Source organism: Chryseobacterium sp. HNCC26DJ238, assembly GCF_057180465.1.
Window position 1 is genome coordinate 45316 of record NZ_JBXUGI010000008.1, and the last position, 21119, is coordinate 66434.

17 protein-coding genes are annotated in these 21119 nt (G+C 35.5%); 5 read left to right on the forward strand and 12 right to left on the reverse strand.

The genetic code is table 11. The features are described 5' to 3' along the window. Nucleotides 1-30: 30 nt before the first annotated feature. Nucleotides 31-3516 (reverse strand): glycosyltransferase family 117 protein, encoded by a 3486-nt coding sequence (locus AC2A07_RS09170; protein ID WP_484050146.1) that lies wholly within the window; start codon nucleotides 3514-3516, stop codon nucleotides 31-33. Between the two features lie 223 nt (nucleotides 3517-3739). Here AC2A07_RS09170 and AC2A07_RS09175 point away from each other — a divergent pair, with 223 nt between their 5' ends. The 3 genes from AC2A07_RS09175 to AC2A07_RS09185 all read left to right on the forward strand — a co-directional run bounded on the left by AC2A07_RS09175 (nucleotide 3740) and on the right by AC2A07_RS09185 (nucleotide 8563). Next, the gene (locus AC2A07_RS09175) at nucleotides 3740-4777 is read left to right on the forward strand and encodes a cysteine synthase family protein (protein WP_314491181.1); all 1038 of its coding nucleotides are present in this window, start codon (nucleotides 3740-3742) and stop codon (nucleotides 4775-4777) included. 74 nt (nucleotides 4778-4851) lie between these two features. Then, complete coding sequence (locus tag AC2A07_RS09180) at nucleotides 4852-6114, forward strand: aminotransferase class I/II-fold pyridoxal phosphate-dependent enzyme (protein WP_314491184.1); 1263 nt, start codon at nucleotides 4852-4854, stop codon at nucleotides 6112-6114. Between the two features lie 256 nt (nucleotides 6115-6370). Next, nucleotides 6371-8563, forward strand: a complete 2193-nt coding sequence (locus AC2A07_RS09185; RefSeq protein ID WP_484050147.1) for a B12-binding domain-containing radical SAM protein — start codon at nucleotides 6371-6373, stop codon at nucleotides 8561-8563. A gap of 393 nt (nucleotides 8564-8956) precedes the next feature. Here the strand turns inward: AC2A07_RS09185 and AC2A07_RS09190 are convergent, their stop codons facing one another. From AC2A07_RS09190 to atpD, 3 genes are all read right to left on the reverse strand, one after another. After that, nucleotides 8957-9787: a hypothetical protein gene (locus AC2A07_RS09190; protein WP_484050148.1), complete on the reverse strand. Its 831-nt coding sequence runs from the start codon at nucleotides 9785-9787 to the stop codon at nucleotides 8957-8959. 77 nt (nucleotides 9788-9864) lie between these two features. Continuing rightward, a complete protein-coding gene (locus AC2A07_RS09195; protein ID WP_314491192.1) occupies nucleotides 9865-10146 on the reverse strand; it encodes a F0F1 ATP synthase subunit epsilon in 282 nt (93 codons plus the stop codon). Between the two features lie 84 nt (nucleotides 10147-10230). Continuing rightward, entirely contained in the window at nucleotides 10231-11739 is a 1509-nt protein-coding gene (gene atpD / locus AC2A07_RS09200; RefSeq protein ID WP_314491194.1) for a F0F1 ATP synthase subunit beta, read from the reverse strand. Between the two features lie 230 nt (nucleotides 11740-11969). Between atpD and AC2A07_RS09205 the strand changes: the two genes are divergently transcribed. After that, complete coding sequence (locus AC2A07_RS09205) at nucleotides 11970-12890, forward strand: bifunctional riboflavin kinase/FAD synthetase (RefSeq protein WP_484050149.1); 921 nt, start codon at nucleotides 11970-11972, stop codon at nucleotides 12888-12890. A 6-nt stretch (nucleotides 12891-12896) separates the two neighbouring features. Here AC2A07_RS09205 and AC2A07_RS09210 read toward each other — a convergent pair whose 3' ends face one another. Both AC2A07_RS09210 and AC2A07_RS09215 read right to left on the reverse strand, forming a co-directional pair. After that, on the reverse strand, nucleotides 12897-13487 hold the full coding sequence (locus AC2A07_RS09210) for a hypothetical protein (RefSeq protein WP_484050150.1): 591 nt from the start codon (nucleotides 13485-13487) through the stop codon (nucleotides 12897-12899). A gap of 208 nt (nucleotides 13488-13695) precedes the next feature. Next, complete coding sequence (locus tag AC2A07_RS09215) at nucleotides 13696-14049, reverse strand: MmcQ/YjbR family DNA-binding protein (protein WP_484050151.1); 354 nt, start codon at nucleotides 14047-14049, stop codon at nucleotides 13696-13698. A gap of 149 nt (nucleotides 14050-14198) precedes the next feature. Here AC2A07_RS09215 and AC2A07_RS09220 point away from each other — a divergent pair, with 149 nt between their 5' ends. After that, nucleotides 14199-14855 (forward strand): NAD(P)H-binding protein, encoded by a 657-nt coding sequence (locus AC2A07_RS09220; RefSeq protein WP_484050152.1) that lies wholly within the window; start codon nucleotides 14199-14201, stop codon nucleotides 14853-14855. 76 nt (nucleotides 14856-14931) lie between these two features. On the opposite strand, the gene AC2A07_RS09225 is transcribed toward AC2A07_RS09220, so the two are convergent. The 6 genes from AC2A07_RS09225 to AC2A07_RS09250 form a co-directional block, all read right to left on the reverse strand. Then, complete coding sequence (locus tag AC2A07_RS09225) at nucleotides 14932-15510, reverse strand: glutathione peroxidase (RefSeq protein WP_484050153.1); 579 nt, start codon at nucleotides 15508-15510, stop codon at nucleotides 14932-14934. A 41-nt stretch (nucleotides 15511-15551) separates the two neighbouring features. Then, nucleotides 15552-16214 carry a histidine kinase gene (locus AC2A07_RS09230; protein WP_314491210.1) on the reverse strand — a complete coding sequence of 221 codons (663 nt, stop codon included), beginning with the start codon at nucleotides 16212-16214 and terminating at the stop codon, nucleotides 15552-15554. Nucleotides 16215-16282: 68 nt separating this feature from the next. Further along, on the reverse strand, nucleotides 16283-17014 hold the full coding sequence (gene kdsB / locus AC2A07_RS09235) for a 3-deoxy-manno-octulosonate cytidylyltransferase (protein WP_484050154.1): 732 nt from the start codon (nucleotides 17012-17014) through the stop codon (nucleotides 16283-16285). A 160-nt stretch (nucleotides 17015-17174) separates the two neighbouring features. After that, complete coding sequence (locus AC2A07_RS09240; protein ID WP_484050155.1) at nucleotides 17175-18428, reverse strand: pyridoxal phosphate-dependent aminotransferase; 1254 nt, start codon at nucleotides 18426-18428, stop codon at nucleotides 17175-17177. A gap of 119 nt (nucleotides 18429-18547) precedes the next feature. Then, complete coding sequence (locus tag AC2A07_RS09245; protein ID WP_484050156.1) at nucleotides 18548-20263, reverse strand: phospho-sugar mutase; 1716 nt, start codon at nucleotides 20261-20263, stop codon at nucleotides 18548-18550. A gap of 153 nt (nucleotides 20264-20416) precedes the next feature. Further along, entirely contained in the window at nucleotides 20417-21118 is a 702-nt protein-coding gene (locus tag AC2A07_RS09250; RefSeq protein WP_484050157.1) for a GIN domain-containing protein, read from the reverse strand. Between the last annotated feature and the right edge of the window lies 1 nt (nucleotide 21119).

The following is a 21119-nucleotide window of genomic DNA, read 5'->3' on the forward strand; positions in this document are numbered from 1 at the left end:
GTTCCGCTTTGAAGTATTTATGTACTTGTTTTATTGTGTTGCTTTGATTATGGATGAAGTAATCTGATCCTCTTTTTCTTTTGAATAAGTAGAATCAAACGGTTCCATAATATCAAACAGATACTGGTAGAAAGGAGTGATGGTCTGCACTTTTTCAGACTCCTTCATCGCTTTTTCTTTACCCATCTGCTGCAGATCTTTTACAAAAACGTTGAATTTTTTATCGATCGGTTCAATAGATTTTACAAGATAAGCGTATGCTTTTTCGTTCTGTCCTATTTTTTTATAAGCATCTGTAACTGCAGTGACTACTAAAGAATATTCCATCGGCTTTGATCTCATCTCTCTTCCTGCAAAGGCCTGTTCAGATTTACTTAATGTTAAATAATAATCATATTCTTCAAAAATTCCCTTCTTTAAAATTTCAGCCAGCTGTAACGCTTTCTGTTCCTGCCCGGCAACGATATAACCGTAAACCATTGAACTTAATGATCGCGGATCATTGTATTTTTCTGCAGGAATCTCTTTTGCTGCAAGATCCAGAACTTCGATCGCTTTGGCTTTCTGTCCGGACAATGCTAAAGCCGCAGCTGCCCTGCTCGCAGAACTTCTGTAGCTGATGATATTTGAAGTGGCCGTTTCATCGAAATGAACATTCAGATCTTTAAAATTACCCCATCTGAAGTTTTTTACAACATTGTATAATGAGTTGGCATCTACTCTCCCCATCTCTCCGTCACTGCTTCTTGGTGTATACACAGGAATCAACCTGTAACTGAAGCCGTCAAACTGAAGATAATCATCTAAAAAGAAAATGTTCTCACTCTCATAAACTCCTCCGGAAGAGAAATTAATTGGACGTTTCCAGTCGAAGTTGGCCAGAATATCAAACATCATCAGGTTATTTTTGTATAACGTTCCTGATTTGTAATCAATCATAATCTGATCAACTGTATTGGGTAGATCGGAGGCATTGATAATTCCCGCTTTAAGAGCATTCTGTTTATTGACAGGCAAAATAAATTTGGATACCGGAAGGAAATTGTACTTTTCATATCGCGCCTCACCAAAGATCATTTTTAAAATTTCATCTTTTTCAGGAGATTTTACCTTCAGGAAATTCACTGCTTCCTTTAAGGTCATTGAGTCCTGAACCAAATATTTCTCAAACGGTTGCAACAGATTATCAGGAGCTCCTGATTCTTTAAGATTGGCTAGAATATTTTTCCAGTCGTCTTTTTTCATCAGATAGATCTGATCATTCACACCGTCCCTGTAATCTTCATGAGTTAACTGGCTTGGGATCCCAGCGGCGTTGTACGTTCTTCTTTTAACCTGATCAATATTCCATGGGGTTGAAAGAAGTGTAAAGTTCACAACCTTTACATCATCACGGAATCTTTCAGTTTCCTGCATTGCCCATACCGGATAGGTGTCATTATCACCATATACAAAAAGAATATCATTTTTGGGTAAAGACTTCAATACAGAATATGAGTAATCATAAGCAGTGTATCTACCGCTTCTGTCGTGAACATTATAATTCTGAAAGCCCATCATCAATGGAATAGCCATTAAAACAACTCCAAAACCGATATTCGCAGCATTAGATTTTACTTTAGACTGCAGATACCAAAGAATTGCTCCTGCACCCAGACCTATCCAGATGGCAAAGGCATAAAAGGAACCGACTACTGCGTAATCTCTTTCTCTGGGTTCGAAAGGTTTCATTCCGGTATAGAAAACGATTCCCACACTTGTTAAGATAAATAAAGACAACAAGGCGTAAAATCTTCCGAAATCTCTCATAAACTGGAAATAACATCCAACGATTCCTAACAGTAAAGGTAAGAAGAAGAAGACTACCGTACTTTCATTTTTAAATTTAGAAGGCATCGCATCCTGATTTCCCAGGATGGTATTATCGATAAAAGAAATACCTGATATCCAGTTTCCTCTTGTATTTTCGCTGCTTCCTTCAAGATCATTCTGTCTTCCTGCGAAATTCCAAAGCAGATATCTGATAAAGTAGTATCCGTTTTGGAAAGTAATGAAATAATCCATGTTCTGAGCAAATGAAGGACGCTGAACTGTAATCAGTTCGTAAGGCTTTACTTTCAAATAATCCTGAACTGTGATTGATTTATCTTCATATTTGGCTCTGAGTTCGTCAAAAATCTGTTTAGCCTGCGGATCATCCGCTACATTTTCGTTGCCATAATTAAACTGGAAATCCGGAGCTCCATACATCGAGATATAATTACCCATCACTCCTTTATCCTCATTAAACATTCTCGGCATCAAGCTGACATGCGAAGGATTAAATACGTAGTTAAAACGGTCGCTGGTCTTTAAATAAGTCCCTGTCTTTTCATCTTTTTCATAAACTTCACCGGTTTTTGTCGTTTTAAAACTTCCGTCTTCATTCTTTTCAATCCCGTTGTTATCTAAAAAGGCAGTATAGTTCTGACCGTAGATTGTAGGCCAGTCTCCGTACTGTTCCCTGTTATAGTAATCAAGCATACCGATTGCCGTATCAGGATCATTTAAGTTCATCGGCGGATTGGCATTGGCACGGATCGGAATTACCATCCAGCAGGAGAAACCAATCATCATATAAACGACAGATAACGCAACTGTCTGATATATATTTTGCTTTGCCTGTCTCGCATATTTCAGGATGAAATAACAGAGAGCAACCAATATAATAAAACCGGCAATGGTTCCTGAGTGGAAAGGAAGTCCCACCCCATTCACAAAGAATATCTCAAGCTTCCCGAATAATGACATGATCACCGGGAAAATAATCTTAAAAACAATGATCAGAATCCCCAGAGTAATCACATTCGCCCATAAAAAATTCTTCCATGTAAACTCGTAGTTTCTTGCATAATATATTAAACATACTGCAGGAATTGCCAGCATACACATCATATGAACCCCTACAGAAAGGCCTACAATAAAAAAGATCAGAATAATCCAACGCTCATTGTCAGACTCTTTATATTCATTTTCCCATTTGGTGATCAGCCACACCAAAATGGCAATAAACAGGGAAGCCATAGAATACACCTCTCCTTCAACAGCGGAGAACCAAAATGTATCTGACCAGGTGAAACAAAGCGATCCGATCACTCCCGCAAAGAGAATAGCAATTTCCTGATGCTTCGTAATTTCTTCAAAATCTTTATTGAGAAGTCTCCGTACAAAATGAGTTATCGTCCAGAACAGAAACAGAATGGTAAATGCACTGAATAATGCAGACATTGCATTAATAACAACAGAATAATTTTCACCTTTTCCAAATGCAAACATTGCGGCAACGGCACCTACAATCTGGAACAGGGCTGCTCCCGGTGCATGCGTCACTTCCAGTTTTACGGCTGAGGAAATGTACTCACCACAATCCCAAAAACTAAAATTGGGTTCTATTGTTGATAAGTACGTGAAAAATGCAACGACGAAAATCACCCATCCGAGAAGGGTGTTCCATTGCCTAAAAGTCCAGTTTTTCATAGTATAAAATCAATTAGTGCGAAAATAAGGTTTTTACTTCATTTTATATAGATTTTAACAAAATTTAAAAAACTGGCGTGCTTTTTGTCGGCGTTTTTCGGCTGTTACAGAAAGCTTAAAACAGATAATTCTACTTTCAACACTTATAATTTCTGAAAAGTTTAAGAATTATTTATTTTTTTGTATTTTTGCGGTCAGATTTTTATTTGAAAAATAACAAATAATGAGTAATGTTTACGATAATATTCTTGGCTTGATTGGGAACACCCCTTTAGTAAAACTTAATACGGTAACTAAAGAGATTCCTGCAAAAGTTTATGCCAAGTTAGAATCATATAATCCTGGACATTCCACAAAAGATAGAATCGCACTTCATATTATTGAAAACGCTGAGAAAAAAGGTTTATTAACGGAAGATTCTGTTGTTGTAGAAACAACTTCCGGAAATACGGGTTTTTCACTTGCAATGGTTTGCATCATTAAAGGATATAAATGTATTCTTGCCGTAAGTGACAAAACAAAAGCTGAAAAAATAGCTTATCTGAAAGCTCTTGGTGCCACAGTATATATATGTCCTGCGAATGTACCTGCGAATGACCCGAGATCATATTATGAAGTAGCAAAAAGAATTGCTGCCGAAACCCCAAATTCTGTTTATATCAATCAGTATTTTAATGAATTGAATGTTGATGCCCATTATCAGACTACAGGACCTGAAATCTGGGAACAGACTGAAGGAAAAATTACTCATCTTTTTGCCTGTACCGGAACTGGAGGAACATTATCCGGTTCTGCAAAATTCTTAAAGGAAAAAAATCCAAATATTAAAATCATCGGTATAGATGCTGACGGATCTATTCTGAAAAGTTATCACGAAACCGGAGAGATACATAAAGAAGATGTTCATCCTTACCAAATTGAAGGAATGGGAAAAAATTTAATCCCTTCTGCCCTTCTTTTTGATAAAGTCGATGAGTTTGTAAGAGTAAATGACGAAATGTCTGCTTACAGAACCCGCGAGATTGCTTTAAAGGAAGCTATTTTGGGAGGTTACACTACAGGAGCAGTTACTCAGGGTTTAATCCAGTATGCCCAATCCCATGAACTGACAGAAAATGATTTTGTTGTAATGATTTATCCTGATCACGGTTCACGTTATATCACAAAAGTATACAGCGACAAATGGATGGAAGAGCAGGGCTTCATCAATAACTGTTTCCATAATTACGATGAAGTTTTCAAAACAGAATTCATCAAATAAGAAAAATATATTAATAAAAATCAAGCCTTTTAGTCAATCACAAAAGGCTTTTTTAGATAAAACGTACTCATACAATGGTAGATATTTTTGAAAGAATAAAACAAAATCCCGGACCATTAGGTCAGTTTGCAGATTATGCCGAAGGATATTTTGTATTCCCAAAATTGGAAGGGCCAATTGGTCCGAGAATGAAATTTCAGGGTAAAGAAGTGATTTTCTGGAGTGCCAACGATTATTTAGGATTGTGTAATCATCCTGAAGTATTGGAAGCGGATGCTAAAGCTGCAGCAGAATTTGGAATGTTTTATCCGATGGGCGCAAGAGCAATGTCCGGTGAAACTCAGCAACATCAGCAGCTGGAAAAAGAATTGGCAGAGTTTACTCAAAAGGATGCCGCTTATCTTTTAAATTTCGGTTACCAGGGAATGGTTTCTGCAATTGATGCATTGGTAACAAGACATGACGTCATTGTTTATGACGCAGATTCTCATGCCTGCATCGTTGACGGAGTACGTCTTCACATGGGAAAAAGCTTTACATTCAAACATAATGACATTGAGAGTTTAGAAAAAAACCTTGCAAGAGCAACTAAAGTTGCGGAAGAAAACGGAGGAGGAATTCTTGTAGTTACTGAAGGGGTTTTCGGAATGAGAGGAATGCAGGGGAAACTGAAAGAAATCTGTGAATTAAAATCAAAATTCAACTTCAGATTGCTTGTAGATGATGCACACGGATTCGGAACTTTGGGTAAAACCGGAGCCGGAGCTGGTGAGGAGCAAGGATGTCAGGACCAGATTGATGTGTACTTCTCAACTTTTGCAAAATCCATGGCCGGTTTCGGAGCATTTCTTTCAGGAGATGAGACCATTATCAGGTTCTTAAAATACAATCTCCGTTCTCAGATTTTCGCTAAATCTTTAACGATGCCGATGGTAATCGGAGGATTGAAGAGATTGGAATTATTAAGAACACGTCCCGAAATTAAAGCTAAATTGTGGGAAAATGTCGATAAGCTTCAAAACGGATTAAAAGAAAGAGGTTTTAACCTTGGAAATACAAATACCTGTGTAACACCTGTTTTCATCCAGGGAACAACAATTGAAGCTACCCTATTAGCTAAAGATTTAAGAGAAAATTATGGTGTATTTACTTCAGTGGTAGTATATCCTGTAATTCCAAAGGGAATGATTTTGTTGAGATTAATTCCGACAGCTTCCCACACCGATTCAGAAATCAATGAAACTTTGGCAGCGTTTGAAGGAATCAAGGAAAAATTAGAATCCGGAGCTTACGCAGAAATGGAAAAACAAATGAATATCGAGTACAAGCAAATGTAATTTCGATTTCAACTAAATAATTAAAACCGTTAGAGTTCTCTGGCGGTTTTTTATTTTTTATCATCATCATAAAACTTATTCTCTACATACATATTCCTTTTCAACGATCGGTGATATGTTTGTCATTTCGTAGGAATTAAGTTTTGATGTCCTTTGTTGAAATTCTTACGGACGGACAAACATCGCTTTATAATTATTTATTCAAAAAATTTTCTTCCATTTCCATTTAAACCCATAAATTTGCAAAAAATTACTTTTGAAAGATCTTCTTCTTATTACTCCACCTTTCACCCAACTCAATACTCCTTATCCGGCGACAGCTTATATTAAAGGTTTCCTGAATACCAAAAATATTTCAAGCTTCCAGATCGATTTAGGGATTGAAGTGATTCTGAAGCTATTTTCAAAAGAAGGAATTAAGAATATTTTTTCAAAAGATCCTGATCTTAAAAACGGCTCAGAAAATACTCAGCGGATCTATGCTTTAAGAAATGAATACATTAAAACCATTGATCAGGTTATTCTTTTTTTGCAAAATAAAAACCCTACTTTGGCGAGACAGATCTGCTCCATGAATTTCTTACCGGAAGCTTCCCGTTTCAATCAGCTTGATGATATGGATTTCGCCTTTGGAAACATGGGTTTGCAGGATAAAGCTAAACACCTGGCAACATTGTATTTAGAAGATTTATCTGATTATATCGTTGAACATGTTGATTTTGATTTCGGTTTCAGCAGATATGCTGAAAGATTGGGGAAATCTGCCAATTCTTTTGACGAGTTGTATGCAAAATTAAATTCAGATCAAACTTTTATTGATGACATCACTTTAAAAATTCTTCATGAAACACTGGAATCAGTTCAACCTAAACTGGTTTGTTTTTCTGTTCCTTTTCCTGGGAATTTATATTCAGCTTTCCGTTGTGCAAAATTGATCAAAGAAAATTATCCGGATATTAAAACAGCAATGGGCGGAGGTTTTCCAAACACAGAACTTCGTGAAGTAAAAGATAAAAGGGTCTTTGAATTTTTTGATTTTATTACTCTGGATGACGGCGAAGTTCCACTTGAACTTCTTTATGAAATGATCAGAAATCCGTTGGCTGAACCTATAGAAGCCAAACGTACCTTTTTAATTGAAAATGACGAAGTCACCTACAAAAATAATTCTGCAAAACACGATTACAAACAGGCACAGGTCGGAACGCCGGATTATACTGATTTAAAATTAGATCAGTACATTTCTGTTATTGAAATTGCGAATCCCATGCACAGTTTATGGAGTGACGGAAGATGGAACAAACTGACTATGGCGCATGGATGCTATTGGGGTAAATGTACTTTTTGTGATATATCTCTAGATTACATCCGGCTTTATGAACCTGTTTCTGCAAAAATTCTCGTCGACCGGATGGAAGAACTTATCCAAAGTACCGGAGAAACAGGATTTCATTTTGTAGACGAAGCTGCACCACCGGCTTTAATGCGTGAAGTTGCTCTTGAAATTTTACGTAGAAATCTCGTAGTCACGTGGTGGACCAACATCAGATTTGAAAAAAGTTTCACTCAGGATCTTTGTTTTCTTTTAAAACTTTCCGGATGTGTAGCCGTTTCCGGAGGATTGGAAGTGGCAAGTGACCGTTTGCTGAAATTGATTGAAAAAGGTGTTTCAGTAGATCAGGTAGCAAGTGTAACAAGAAATTTTACGGAAGCAGGAATTATGGTTCATGCTTATCTCATGTATGGCTACCCTACTCAGACCATTCAGGAAACAGTCGATTCTTTAGAGATGGTCCGTCAGCTTTTCGAAATGGGAATTTTGCAGAGTGGCTTCTGGCATCAGTTTGCAATGACTGCACATTCACCTGTAGGAATCAATCCTGAAGAATACGGAGTTGTTCCGATCAGGCAGGAAATTAATTTCGCGAACAATGATATTGATTTCACAGATAAAACGGGTATCGATCACAGCAAATTCAGTTTTGGTCTTAAAAAATCACTCTTTAATTTTATGCACGGAATCAATTTTGAATTGCCCCTGCAAAATTGGTTTGACTTTAAGATTCCCAAAACAACCATACATCCTGACTATATTCATGATTCACTCTTAGAAGATGACCCGTTTAGTTTCAAAGGGAATTCAAAAATTGTTTTTCTGGAAAAAAACGTAATCGCTGAGAATTACATAAAAACAAAAAAACAAAACTCCTGGGCGTACACGAGAATTACGTTCCACTTAAAAACAAATATTGTTACGGTAGATTTTGAACAGGAAAAAGGAGAATGGCTGTTTAAAGTCCTACAGGAAAATACTTTTGAAAATCCAAAACGCATCACTCTGCAACAGCTGAAAACAGATTTCGAAAACAGTATTGAAGATTTTGAATTATTCTGGTTTTCAAAACCAATGCAGCAACTGAAAGAAAATGGAGTAATTTTAAGTTTATGATATTTTGGTTTTAGTTTTTAAAATTACAAACTTATTCTAAAAATATGAATAAAAATCACTGAAGAGTGATTTCTCAGGATTTTTAAAGTTTTGACTAATGCCGATTGAAGTTTTAATGTATAAAACAGGATTCCTTCGACAGGCACAGGACAACCTGCCCGTTTCTATGGAACAACTATCTCAATTCCATTAAAAATTTGTTTAAAAAAGTCATCTTACGAATGTCCATTTTTAATCATAATACTAAGATCATCAGTCCTTTTGTTATTGACTACGTCGAATCTTAGATTTCCGCAGGAATTTAAACTGCTTTATTTTCAAAATGTTGAGATTCCTACTGAATGACAAACAAAGCGTTAAAAACTAAGTTATTACAAATTACGAACATTCATTTTATTTTTTATCTTTTTCAATTCCATCTTTGATAACATCTCCAACAATTACCTTTTCCTGAACTTTAATAAAATTAGGATCCATAATTGCCATGCGTTCAGCAATTGCTTTATAGGTTGGATATTTTAAAATGGAAGCTCTTCCGGACATCTCTCTGTATAACGTAAAAGTTTTTCCACCTGCAGTTTTGATCTGTTTTGTAGTGGTGATATATTTCCCGATATATTTGCTTTTCGCATCATATATTTCAATATCAACAAAAGTTTTGTCTGTTATCCTGTCATCAGAACCAAAACTGACCGGTAAATTTGTAAAGTAACCAACCGGAACTCCATTGCTTAAAATTTCACCGACACTGTTAACCTCAAGATTCAACTTATCAATTTTTGTTTTTGTTGTATACGCTTCTTTGGTTTTACTGTCAAGTTTCCGTTTGGGCATGTTTTTAAAAAGTTCATCCAGATTTTTGATATTGATTCCTCTTTCATCAATGATCTTTAATCCTTTTATACAGGTATAGACTGCAGATTTCTCATCACCCGAAAATGCTGATGGTGAAATATAATCTAAATCCAATGTTTTTTCACGGTTGTATACTCTGTTGATTTTAACATAACTGTCACGCACAGAGTCTACCACACTTTTATCAACAAATTCAACAGTAAAAATGGGAGTTTCCTTTAAATCCATAAATGTATATTCATTAGATTTATTGGTAATTTTGGCTACGTGAGTTCCGTCGAGACTTACAATTCCTCTTTTAGTTTTAATAATTTGAGCATTCCATATAAAACTCAGAGCTGTAAAGAATAAGATTAAACTTTTTTGCATAAATCAGATTTCACAGGGCATAAAAAAAGTGTAACAAAGTTACACTTTCTTGAAAATATATTTAGCTTATAATTTAATTATTCGCAAAGGATAATTCCTTTATCGTGATTAAATTCTATCACACCGCTTTTTATAGGGTAAGAAAAAACAGAGTCTTTTTCATTTTCTTTAGTAAAGTTTTTTGCAAAAGATTCGTTGACAGAATTTGTATACAATTTAACTTTACCGCCAACTAATGAAGAAACGATTCCTGCGTGGTTTTTCATGATGTGGAATTCACCATTTTTTCCAGGCAACAATACAGAGTTTACCTCTCCTTCAAAAACTACGTATTCTGGTGTTAAAATTTTTATATTCATTTTAATTTAGATTTGAAGATTTCAGATTTCAGATTTCAGACAACACTAAAGTCTCATGTCTGTTATCTACTATCTTACGTCTAATTAAGCGTTATCCGCTAACATTTTTTGTCCGGCTTCGATCGCTTCTTCGATCGTTCCTTTCAGGTTGAAAGCAGCTTCCGGTAAGTGATCCAATTCACCATCCATAATCATGTTGAATCCTTTGATAGTATCTTTGATATCTACCAATGATCCTTTAAGACCTGTAAACTGTTCTGCTACGTGGAAAGGCTGAGACAGGAATCTCTGAACTTTTCTTGCACGGTAAACTACTGATTTATCTTCTTCAGAAAGTTCTTCCATACCTAGAATTGCAATGATATCCTGAAGTGCTTTGTATCTCTGAAGAATTTCTTTTACTCTCTGAGCACAGTTATAATGTTCTTCACCGATAATTTCCGGAGCAAGGATTCTTGATGTAGAAGCCAATGGATCTACTGCCGGGTAAATACCTAATGAAGCAATTTTTCTATCTAATACTGTTGTCGCATCCAGGTGGGCAAACGTAGTTGCAGGAGCCGGGTCAGTTAAATCATCCGCAGGTACGTAAACCGCCTGTACTGAAGTAATTGAACCATTTTTAGTTGAGGTAATTCTTTCCTGCATCGCACCCATTTCAGATGCTAATGTTGGTTGGTAACCTACTGCTGAAGGCATACGGCCTAAAAGTGCAGATACCTCAGAACCTGCCTGTGTAAAACGGAAGATGTTGTCTACGAAGAACAATACATCTCTACCCTGTCCGCTTTCACCACCATCTCTGTAGTATTCAGCCAATGTAAGACCTGAAAGGGCAACTCTTGCTCTTGCTCCAGGTGGCTCATTCATCTGTCCGAAAACGAATGCAGCTTTAGATTCTTTCATTACCTCAAGGTCAACTTTAGAAAGATCCCAACCTCCGTTTTCCATAGAATGCATAAAATCATCACCATATTTGATAATTCCTGATTCCAACATCTCTCTCAAAAGGTCATTCCCTTCTCTCGTTCTTTCACCTACTCCGGCAAAAACAGAAAGACCACCGTGTCCTTTTGCAATATTGTTAATCAACTCCTGAATCAATACCGTTTTACCTACACCGGCACCACCGAACAATCCGATCTTACCTCCTTTTGCGTAAGGCTCAACCAAGTCGATTACTTTAATACCTGTGAATAAAACTTCTGCAGAAGTTGAAAGTTGATCAAATTTAGGAGCTGGTCTGTGAATTGGAAGACCACCTTCCTTAGAAATATTTTGAAGCCCGTCGATAGCATCCCCAACAACGTTGAATAGTCTTCCGTTTACAGCTTCACCGATTGGCATTGTAATAGGATTTCCGTATCCGATCACTTCCTGCCCTCTTTGAAGACCGTCTGTAGCATCCATTGCGATACATCTTACTGTATCTTCACCAATATGTTGTTCTACCTCTAAGACTACTTTTTCACCGTTCCCTTTGATAATCTCTAACGCGTCATAAATACTTGGAATCGCTTCCACATTATTAAAAACTACGTCGATTACAGGACCAATAATTTGAGAAATTTTTCCTTTAATTTGGTTTGCCATTGCTAAATTTTTTCTTGGTGCAAATATAATGAATCTTCACAAACCTGCAATTGCTAAAAAAAAGATTTTTATCATACTTTTTTACACAATGCAGCTATAGATCAATCTGACAATTTACCAATAAATGACTATGGAAAACAGGTAATTTTATCGTCACGTTATTACATTAGTAAATTGTTACAGTAATAATGTTACATTATACTTATATTTGCTGTCAAAATTTTTCTGTTTTGAATATCTTCAAAAATTTTAAAGATTACCGCTCTGAAAAGCCTTTAGCACTGTCTCTCGGTATGTTTGACGGTGTACATCTCGGTCACAGATACATTATTAACGAATTGAAAAAAGCAGGTTCTGTGAATGATCTGGAAACGGCAGTCCTCACTTTCTGGCCGCATCCCCGTTTTGTTTTTAATCCCAATGAAGAGTTAAAGCTTCTGAATACCATTGAGGAAAAGAAAGTATTGATGGAAAAATACGGCATCAGGAACTTATTCTTAAAAGAATTTGATGATGAATTCAGAAATCTCACCGGTGAAGAATTTGTCCGTCAGATTTTAATTGAAAAATTAAATGTAAAATATCTCATCATCGGTTACGATCATTCTTTCGGAAAAAATAAAAGCGGAAACTTTGAACTGCTTCAAAAATTATCTGCCGAACTTGATTTTGAGGTTGAACAAATGGAAGCCATCAACATTCATGAGAACAATATAAGTTCTACGAAGGTCAGAAATGCTCTTTTATCAGGAAATATCAGGGAAGCAAACGAAATGCTGGGCTATGCCTACCCTGTTTCAGGAAAAGTTGTCCACGGAAAAAAATTGGGGAGAACCATTGGTTATCCAACTGCCAATATTGAAACTGAATCTATTAAACTTTTGCCTAAGAAAGGTGCGTACATCGTAGAAGTTTTAATCAATGACCAACAATACAAAGGAATGTTGAGCATAGGAACAAACCCCACTGTCAATGGTGAGAAATTAACTGTTGAAGTTTATATTCTTGATTTTAATGAAGATATCTATGATAAAAAAATCACGGTAAAATTCAGGGATTTCCTTCATGAAGAAATTAAATTTGAAGGTATTGAAAAGCTTGTTGAAAGACTGGATGAAGATAAAAGGCTGACGGAAATTTTTAAATTTTAAAAATTCTTATTGATTCCTAAAAACGATGTGACGTGGAATCAGCCTTTGAGTGTACAGGCTCTCACTAATATTGGATATCGAATATCGCTGAAAACTATCTGAATTCAAAAGATTATTTCCCTGCACAAAAATATTTACCTTGTATTTTTTTGATATATAATTTGCTTTAATATCCCAGAACTGAGTGGTTCTCTGACTGGTATTTCCGAATTTATAATATTCTACAGATGATTCTATTCTCAATTGTGGATTTACCGTGAAATACATATTTACAAATCCTTTTTGATCGATATAACGATTCGAATTTATATCAGAAGAAATTCTGTTGAAATTCCATTCGTAACCTAATTCGTAATTGATAGATTTCATCCATCCTGATTTCATTTCAAATCCTGTTTTAAAACTGGTAAATTTAGTTTTGATTAATCGCTGATTATTAATACTGTTTTCATAATCAGAGTTCATATAAGAACTTAATAGACTCAATCTTGATTTTAAAAATTTCAGATATTTTCTTAATTCTAAACTTGAAGATAAGCTGCTGTTGTTCTTAATCAGAATCGTTTGACTAAAAGTGTAATCAGGATTGACAATCATATTATTTGAAAGGTAATCTTCACTTCCGAAAAAATTTACGCTAAAATTAAGATATTGAGATGTTTGTTCACCTAAATTATAATTTAATCCAAAATGGTAAGCTGGTAAAACGGTGAATCCGGTATTATTCTGTCTGAAAATTATGTTTCCCTGATAAATGTAATTATTATAATAAAAATAATCATATTACATTGAATGAAAAATAATTTTAGGAATCCTCAATTTCCTCTTTCGCCTTTTTCGTTAAAGATTTAAATACAAGATCATACGAATGATCAATCATTTTTAAAACAAGTTCTTTTTTCAGACCATCCAGAGAGACAGAATTCCAGTGGGTTTTATTCATGTGAAAAGCTCCTGTAATCTGTGGGTACTGCTCGCGAAGTTCTGCACTCCATTCAGGATCTGTTTTTACACTGATCCCTACAGGCTGTCTTTCTAAAGACATCAGTAAAAACATTTTTGTTCCTACTTTCATCACAAGTGTTTCCTGATCAAATGGAAAACTTTCTGTAACTCCTCTTTTAGTAAGGCAGTAATCTAAAATCTCGTTGGCGTTCATAAGTGATAAGTAATAAGTAATGGGTAATGGGTAATAATTTTAATAGCAAGTAATAATTGCCGGTTACTATTTTTAAACTTTGGTCTAAATTTAGTAAATTTAAGAAAAGGTAACAAAGGTTATCTCTCCAACATCTAAGTTAAATTATTATGAAAGCTTTAGTTATAGGTGCTTCAGGCGCTACAGGAAAAGATTTGGTCAGCCAGTTATTAAATGATAAGGATTTTGAGGAAGTAAATGTCTTTGTCAGAAAACCTTTATCCATTCAGAATGAAAAACTAAAAACACATATCATCGATTTTGAAAAGCCTGAAGAATGGAAAAATTTTGTACAAGGTGATGTGGCATTTTCATGTCTTGGAACCACTTTAAAAGATGCAGGAAGTAAAGAAGCACAAAGAAAAGTGGATTATGATTATCAATTACAGTTTGCAGAAGCAGCTAAAGAAAATAATGTCGAAGATTATATTTTAGTTTCTTCCTACGGAGCCAATCCTCAATCTAAAATATTTTATTCTAAAATGAAAGGCGAACTGGAAGATGCAGTAAAAAAACTTCATTTTAATAAAATTACCATTTTCAAACCCGGAATACTGGAAAGAAAAGATTCGGAAAGATCCGGAGAAGTTCTGGGAAGCAGAATCATAAAATTCGCAAACAAAATCGGACTTTTTGAAAGCCAGAAACCTTTACCTACAGAAATTCTGGCAAAAGCGATGATTAATTCAAGCAAAATAAAAAGTAATGGCTATTCCAGCATTGAACTGGGAAATATTTTCAGTTTTGCAGAGAAAAGTAATGAATAATTTGTTCAGTTTATATATTTAAAACTCCGCTCAGAAAAGTTCTGAGCGGAGTTTATTATATTGATCTTAAAAATTTTTACTGTAAATATTTAGTAATCGCTTTATCAGTAGGTTTTGTAGTACTGATAAAAGAATCTACCAGCTTACCGTTTTCGTCTACCAAAAATTTAGTAAAATTCCAAAGGATGGTTGTATTTTTCACTCCATTCAGTTCTTTTTCAGTCAGGTATTTAAAAATCGGTGCAGTATCATCACCTTTTACAGATACTTTTGCAGCTAAAGGAAATGTTACTCCATAATTCTTCTGGCAGAATGCACCGATCTCAACGTTGGAACCCGGCTCCTGTCCTCCAAAATTGTTTGCAGGAAATCCTATGACAACTAATTTATCTTTGTATTCGTTGGATAATTTTTCAAGGTCAGCATACTGTGGAGTAAATCCGCATTCTGAAGCGGTATTGACAATCAAAATTTTTTTTCCTTTAAAATCTGCAAAGTTGATTTCTTTCCCTTCTTCAAGAGCTGCAACTTTATAATCATAAATTGTTTTTCCCATAAGTTCTTTACTTTTAGCTTTAGAAGCACTGGTCTTTTTCTGAGCGCAGCTGTTAAAAAATGCTACGAAAGAAAGTAATATTAAAAATATTTTTTTCATTTTTTATTTATTTTACAGCTTTGCTGTGATTTTAGCGAAATTTAAAATTTAAAACTATTGGCAGGAAATACTTTATTAATCTCCACTTTATTCAATAGAATAACGTAATCTCCGTCTTTTTTGGAACTTGAGGATTCTATTCTGAAAGGCATCAGCAAGTTACCTACTTTTTTATAATCTGAATAATTTAATGTTTCTTCTTTTTTCACCTCTTTCAGAAGCATATAAGATTTAGTATCAAAATAATATAGATTTTTATTGACATTCTTGGTCAGTTCAACTTTATGACAATAGATATCCCCTACTTTTTCTTTACCCAGATATTTAGCTTCAAAACCTTTATTTTCCCAGTCTATAAAATCATTGTCAAAACTTTCTGAGACATATTCCGGATATACCTGAAGTTTATTGGCTGCGTAGTTCATGGCATACCCTTTTGTTCCGTCATAGCCTTCAATTGCAGTATCTTTTCCATTGATCGTAAGAACAGTCCTGGTTAAATTCGGACGCTGCTGATAAATTTTGATCGGATATTCATCTTTTATTCCCAAAATTACTTTTCCTTGAAGCAATACTGAATTTAAAAGTTTCCAACTCGTTAGTCCTCCGGATAATTCGATGTTTTTATCAATAATTTCTTTAGCAGTCTGCGCTAAAAAAAAAGGGGAAAATATCAGGACGAAAACTAAAAATAATTTCTTCATTCAATCAATTTATAAATTCAAATATAAGGCTTTATTACTTTACCGATGCATCCGTTTTTTATAATTTATTAATTATCGGATAGTAATTTTCTTGCTTTTTCGAGATCTTCCGGCGTATCGATGCCGACTCCTGTAAAACTGGTTTCTATCAGTTTGATTTTCATACCATATTCCAGATAGCGGATGCATTCGATCTTTTCTGAAATTTCCAAAGGTTTCATTTCCAGCTTTGAAAACTGCAGCAAAGCGTGCTTTCTGAATGCATAAACACCTATATGCTTAAAGTAGCTCACATCATAAGAAATCTCACGGTGAAAAGGAATTACCGAACGGCTGAAATACAAGGCAAAATCATTGTTGTCTGTAATTACTTTAACATTATTTGGATTTTCAATCTCTTCTTTTTCAGTAAGCTTAATTTTAAGTGACGCTAACGAAATTTCCTGATTGTCATCTTCTTTAAAAACTTCAATCAGTTGTTTTAAAGGTTCTGTTTTAAGGAACGGTTCATCTCCCTGAACATTGATGACAATATCACAGTCAATATTCTGAACAGCTTCTGCGATACGGTCACTCCCGGTCTCATGTGAACCGGTCATCACAGCTTTTCCGCCCTGATCCTGAATTTCATTAAATATAATTTCAGAATCCGTTGCTACAAAAACTTCATCAAACAATCCTGTTTCCAAAACATTCTTATAGGTTGTGGTAATCACAGTGTCTTTACCCAGAATCTGCATCAGTTTTCCCGGAAAACGGCTTGCTTCGTAACGTGCCGGAATAACGGCGATAATTTTCATAAGTTATGAATTTGTCGGTTGTCAAAAATTAACTACTGGATTGTAAAATGCTTCGACTTTCCCTCGCTTGACATTTTTTACATACTCTGTTATTTCACAGATTTATAATTGATGTCCCGCTAAGATAAGTCGAAGCATTTATTTATTATTAACTGAAAAATTATTTTAAACTGTTCAGCGCACTTTCAAGCTTCGGCATCATAGCTTCAATTTCACTGATATCCAGCCCGCCTACGGAAGCCCTGAACCAAGGCTCGGATTTGGCTTCACCAAATGCTGAGAAAGGAACAAGTGCTACTCCTGCATCATTGATCAGGTAAAATACAAGATCTGAAGAATTTTCAACAACAGATCCATCCGGTTTGGTTTTTCCTATATAATCAATTTTAATGGTCAGGTACAGTGCACCCATCGGTTCGATGCTTTCTATGGCAAGGCCTTTTCCTTTAAGGTCCTGGATCCCTTTGTGAAGAACCTTTAAACTTGCTTCCAGCTTATCCTTAAACTCATCAACAAAAGTATCTACCTGTTCTGCATTGGCATAGAATTTTGCTGTAGCTTCCTGCTCCGGTTTTGGCGCCCAGGCTCCTACATGGGTCAGGAGAGCTTTCATCTTGTCAATAATATGCGCAGGACCAAATCCCCAGCCTACACGCACTCCTGTAGCAGCAAGACATTTAGAAATACCATCGATGTATACGGTATATTCTCTCATTTCAGGGAAAAGAGATACAGGATCTACATGTTTAGCACCAAATGTAAGGTTAGAATAAATCTGATCATACATGAGGTATAACGGCTTTTCGCCTGCTCCCCTTTTTCTATTTTCTTCTAAAACCATTTCACAGATTTCGCTCAGCTGAGCTTCTGTAAACATTGTTCCGGTAGGATTTAATGGAGAACAAAGTGCTAAAAGGACAGCCCCGTCCAAATGAGGTCTCAGTTCGTCTGCTGTCGGAAGGAAATTATTTTCCGGAGTTGTCTTTACTTCAACTGCATCGGCAGAAGTAAGGTATGCATAATGATTATTATTCCATGACGGAGTTGGATAAATTACTTTATCACCCTCGTCAACGATAACTTTATAAACGGCAAAAATCAATGGTCTTGAACCTGCCGTAATCAGAATATCATTGGCATCATAATCAAGATTCCATCTCCTTTTAAGGTCATTTGAAACTTCTTTTCTCAAAGATAAAAGTCCGTTTGCAGGCGGATAATTTGTTAAATTATTCTGATACGCTTTCTGAATTTCTTCTTTCAGCTGTGCCGGGATCGGATACAGATCAGAATTCAGATCGCCAATGGTAAGGTTGGCTATTTCTGCTCCTTTTGCCTTTAAATCATTTACTTCATTACCAATTTTTACAATTTCAGAACCAATCAGGTTCGCCGCTAATTTTGAAACTTTCACTTTATTTACTTTTAAGATATTTATATTTGGGCTGAAGGAATTAAATTAAAGGATATGCGTTATCTGACATAATTCTACAAAGCAAACTTTTATCTACAACCTAATTCCCGATGCCTTATTTAATTTAACTGAAGATCTTTTCTTACTTCTTCTATCTTCTGTTCTAAAGATTTTAATGTCGATTCAAAATCATCTTTAGAATTTAAATTTTGTTTTACAGAAACATAAAATTTAATTTTAGGCTCTGTTCCTGAAGGTCTTACGCAGACTTTTGTTCCGTCCTGAGTATAGTAAATCAATACATTCGATTTCGGAATATCGTCCATTACTTTTTTATTATTTTCAGAAACCACAAAATTAGTCTGCTCCTTAAAATCTTTTATTTCTTCAACTGCAGAACCAGCCAGAGATTTTGGAGGATTCTCCCGGAAATTCTTCATCATATTCTGAATTTCCTCCGCTCCGTCTCTTCCTTTTTTGGTGATATTGATCAGACCTTCATAATACATCCCTGTTTCCCGGTAAATCTCGATCAGGTATTCGTACATGGTTTTTCCATTTGCTTTGCACCATGCAGCAATTTCACAGGCTAATACAATACTTCCGCAAGAATCTTTATCCCGAACAAAATCTCCGGTCATGAATCCGAAACTTTCTTCACCACCACATATGAATTTTTCTTTACCTTCAACATCACGGATCATTTTTCCGATCCATTTGAAACCTGTCAATCCGACTTTACATTCAACACCGAATTTCGATGCAATATCAAAGAAAATATCAGAAGTTACGATGGTTGAACCAATGAATTCTTTTCCGGTAATTTTACCCTGTTTTTTCCATTGATCTAAAATATAATACGTTAAGATCGTATTACACTGGTTACCGTTAAGTAACTGAATCTCTCCTTCAAGGTTTCTAACGGCAATTCCCAATCGGTCTCCATCAGGATCTGTTCCGATGACGATATCAGCATTGGTGATTTTAGCTAAATCCATTGCCATTTCCAAAGCTGCGGGCTCCTCCGGATTCGGAGAATCTACTGTCGGGAAATTTCCACTGGGAATCATCTGTTCCTTTACCAAATCGATTTTCTTAAAACCTGCTTTCTCCAAAGCCTGAGGAACTGTTGTATAGGTTGTACCGTGAATAGAGGTAAAAACAATATTTAAGTTACCCTTTCCGACATCCTGATATGTTGAATTTTCGATACAGGCATCGATGTATACTTCATCCTGCTCCTCTCCGATCCATTCGATCAGATCATCGTTTCCGTCGAATTTAATTTCTTCAAATTTTACGGAGTAAACTTCATTAATAATTGCTTCGTCATGAGGCGGAACAATTTGTGCACCGTCGTTCCAGTAGACTTTATATCCATTGTATTCGGGTGGATTGTGAGAAGCTGTCAATACAATCCCTCCATTACATTTTCTTTCACGGACAGTGAAAGATAATTCGGGAGTTGGTCTGTGGTTTTTAAACAAAAGAACTTTGATCCCGTTTGCCGTTAAGACATCTGCCACCAATTTTCCGAATTCTTTTGAGTTATTTCTGACATCATAAGCGATCGCAACACTAATACTTTCGCCTTGAAATTGCTGCAGCATATAATTCGCAAGTCCCTGTGTTGCCTGCCCTAACGTGTACTTATTTAAACGATTGGTTCCAACACCCATAATCCCACGCATTCCTCCTGTTCCGAACTCCAGTTCTCTGTAAAAAGAATCTTCAAGGTCCGGTGAGTTGCTGTCGATTAATGTTTGAACAGCATCTCTTGTTTCTTTATCGAAAGTGTCACTCAACCAAAGTTTCGCTTTTTCTAATGTTGTCATATAGTATTCGTAAGTTTACGGCAGAAAGTTGGAGGTCTTCCAATTTTCTGCCTATTTGTTTTTTATTATTCTTTTATTTAATTTTCTGAAATCTGATTCTAAGGCGGTAATTTTCATTATCTCATAGATTATTCAGATTGAAGCAGTTCTCCGCTAATTTAATTTTTTATTCTCAACTTTCGTTGTTTTATCAACATTAAAAGCTCTGATCGGATCATTGTAATACAAAAATTTTGCAGTATTCTGTATGTTTCCTTTTAGTGAATCGATTACGTTAACTTCTGCGTAATTCCCGTTTTTTGAATCAATCGAAAGGTTAACAATTTTCCAGTAAGGAGCAATCAGGCTTGCAGTATCAGAAATCTTGATCACAGCATCTTTGGTTTCTCCCAAAAAATTTGCACGGCTCCTATTCATCATTTCCACCTCTGCTCTTCTTGTGTTGACCGAACCCATAAAAGTAGCATTATTTTTTAAATTAAGTCTAAAATTATCGGTTTTAATTTCGCTTGAAATATTCATTTCAACAGAATCTGAAAGAGCTACTTTTTCTAAATTATATTTTGAATAAATTGTCACATTATAGAAATCTACCCCTTTCGTTCCCCTGTTTTCTTTAATCGAAAGGGTCTTTTCATCTACATCAATATCCAGATTATCAGCTACGTTTGGGTAGGTTTCGATCTCAACAAAGTTTTTTGGACCTCTTGCATAAAACACCCTGAATTTCCCTTCTAAATCCAGATTGACAAATTCTTCAACATCAATTTCTTTTTTTTCTAAGTTTCCTTTGGGAGAAATTTTTCCGCAAGAAACCACCGCCAATAATAATAAAGTATACACTGTATTTTTCATT

Coding starts and splice junctions, on each gene's coding strand:
- AC2A07_RS09170 (WP_484050146.1), bottom strand. CDS start 3,516: ATGAAAAACTGGACTTTTAGGCAATGGAACACCCTTCTCGGATGGGTG.
- AC2A07_RS09175 (WP_314491181.1), top strand. CDS start 3,740: ATGAGTAATGTTTACGATAATATTCTTGGCTTGATTGGGAACACCCCT.
- AC2A07_RS09180 (WP_314491184.1), top strand. CDS start 4,852: ATGGTAGATATTTTTGAAAGAATAAAACAAAATCCCGGACCATTAGGT.
- AC2A07_RS09190 (WP_484050148.1), bottom strand. CDS start 9,787: ATGCAAAAAAGTTTAATCTTATTCTTTACAGCTCTGAGTTTTATATGG.
- AC2A07_RS09195 (WP_314491192.1), bottom strand. CDS start 10,146: ATGAATATAAAAATTTTAACACCAGAATACGTAGTTTTTGAAGGAGAG.
- atpD (WP_314491194.1), bottom strand. CDS start 11,739: ATGGCAAACCAAATTAAAGGAAAAATTTCTCAAATTATTGGTCCTGTA.
- AC2A07_RS09210 (WP_484050150.1), bottom strand. CDS start 13,487: ATGATTGTCAATCCTGATTACACTTTTAGTCAAACGATTCTGATTAAG.
- AC2A07_RS09215 (WP_484050151.1), bottom strand. CDS start 14,049: ATGAACGCCAACGAGATTTTAGATTACTGCCTTACTAAAAGAGGAGTT.
- AC2A07_RS09220 (WP_484050152.1), top strand. CDS start 14,199: ATGAAAGCTTTAGTTATAGGTGCTTCAGGCGCTACAGGAAAAGATTTG.
- AC2A07_RS09225 (WP_484050153.1), bottom strand. CDS start 15,510: ATGAAAAAAATATTTTTAATATTACTTTCTTTCGTAGCATTTTTTAAC.
- AC2A07_RS09230 (WP_314491210.1), bottom strand. CDS start 16,214: ATGAAGAAATTATTTTTAGTTTTCGTCCTGATATTTTCCCCTTTTTTT.
- kdsB (WP_484050154.1), bottom strand. CDS start 17,014: ATGAAAATTATCGCCGTTATTCCGGCACGTTACGAAGCAAGCCGTTTT.
- AC2A07_RS09245 (WP_484050156.1), bottom strand. CDS start 20,263: ATGACAACATTAGAAAAAGCGAAACTTTGGTTGAGTGACACTTTCGAT.
- AC2A07_RS09250 (WP_484050157.1), bottom strand. CDS start 21,118: ATGAAAAATACAGTGTATACTTTATTATTATTGGCGGTGGTTTCTTGC.